At 69.4% G+C, this 1147-nt stretch carries 1 protein-coding gene; it reads left to right on the forward strand.

The window, feature by feature from the left end; translation table 11 throughout:
• Window positions 1-2: 2 nt before the first annotated feature.
• Window positions 3-1147 (forward strand): pyruvate dehydrogenase complex dihydrolipoamide acetyltransferase (locus H261_RS22850; protein WP_235063046.1); only part of this gene is annotated, 1145 nt, incomplete at its 3' end.

The raw sequence follows: 1147 nt of genomic DNA on the forward strand, positions 1-1147 counted from the left end.
AAATCCTGATGCCCGCCCTCTCGCCGACCATGACCGAGGGCACCGTGGCCCGCTGGCTGAAGGCCGAGGGCGACGCCGTCAAGTCCGGCGATATCCTGTGCGAGATCGAGACCGACAAGGCGACCATGGAGTTCGAGGCCGTCGACGAAGGCGTTTTGGCTAAGATCCTGGTGGCCGGCGGCACGTCCGGTGTCGCGGTCAACACGCCCATCGCCGTGCTGCTGGAAGAGGGCGAGGATGCCTCGGCCATTTCCACTCCTCCTCCCCCCGCGCAAGGCGCGGGGGGAGGCCGGGAGGGGGTGGGCGCCGCGCCGCCGGCCCCCACCCCAGCCCTCCCCCAGCAAAGCCGGGGGAGGGAGCATGAGGTGGCTGGCCGCGTCTTCGCCAGCCCGCTGGCTAGGCGCATCGCCCGTGACGGCAAGGTGGACCTGGCGGCGGTGACCGGCTCCGGCCCCCACGGCCGTATCGTCAAGGCCGACGTGGAGGCCGCCATCGCGTCGGGGAGCGCGGGCGTCCCGCCCGCATCCGCTCCGAAGCCCGCCGTGGCTCCGGCCCCCAAGGCCACCCCGGCCCCCGCCGCCGCCAGCCCGTTCGAGCCGGCCTTCGAGGAAATCCCCAATTCCTCCATGCGCAAGGTCATCGCCCGGCGCCTGACCGAGGCCAAGGCGACCATTCCCCACTTCTATCTCAGCATCGATTGCGAGCTGGATTCCCTGTTGAAGGTGCGGGCCGACCTCAACGGCCGCTCCGATGCCTACAAGCTGTCGGTCAACGACTTCGTGGTTCGCGCCGTGGCCCTGGCCTTGAAGAAGGTTCCCGCCGCCAATGCCTCGTGGGGCGAGGAGGCCATCAAGCGCTATACCGACATCGACATCTCGGTGGCGGTGGCGACGCCCAATGGCCTGATCACCCCCATCGTCCATCACGCCGACCGCAAGGGGCTGGCCGAGATTTCCAACGAGATGAAGGCGCTGGCCGGAAAGGCCCGCGACGGCAAGCTGAAGCCGGAGGAATTCCAGGGCGGCGGCTTCACCATCTCCAATCTCGGCATGTTCGGAATCAAGGACTTCGCCGCCATCATCAACCCGCCCCAGGGCTGCATCCTGGCGGTGGGCGCCGGCGAGCAGCGCCCGGTGGTCAAGGCCGG

Origin of the sequence: Paramagnetospirillum caucaseum (assembly GCF_000342045.1) — a bacterium.
Taxonomy (GTDB): Bacteria; Pseudomonadota; Alphaproteobacteria; order Rhodospirillales; family Magnetospirillaceae; genus Phaeospirillum; species Phaeospirillum caucaseum.